This window comes from Gilvimarinus sp. 1_MG-2023, from assembly GCF_030548285.1.
On the sequence record NZ_JAUOSC010000506.1, the window covers coordinates 1 to 334 of the forward strand.

General features: G+C 56.0%; 1 protein-coding gene. It reads left to right on the forward strand.

The window, feature by feature from the left end; genetic code table 11:
• Positions 1-28: 28 nt before the first annotated feature.
• A partial coding sequence (locus tag Q4563_RS17835; protein WP_303605453.1) for a cyd operon YbgE family protein occupies positions 29-334 on the forward strand: 306 nt, incomplete at its 3' end.

Below are 334 nucleotides of genomic sequence, written 5' to 3' on the forward strand. Positions count from 1 at the left end.
GATATGGATCGGGATGCGGAGTAAGGCAATGCCTGTTCCAGACAAACCTCCAGTGGATTATGCGGCCTACGGGCCGCTGTATGCTTTTTGGGCGCGAGGGTTATCCTTCCTGGGAGCGCTGGGACTGGCTGGATTATGGCTGGCCATGCCGCAACTGGTGGCTGTTGCACCGGATGAACAGACGCACATATTACTACCGCTCGGGTTGTGGGGTATTGCGGCGGGTTTGGTTCACGGTATTGGTTATGTCCCTGTGCTGCGCATTTGGCGTTATCTATTCAGTCCTTATGCGGGTTGGCCATTGATGAGTCTCTGTGCTGGCCTGTGGCTGCTC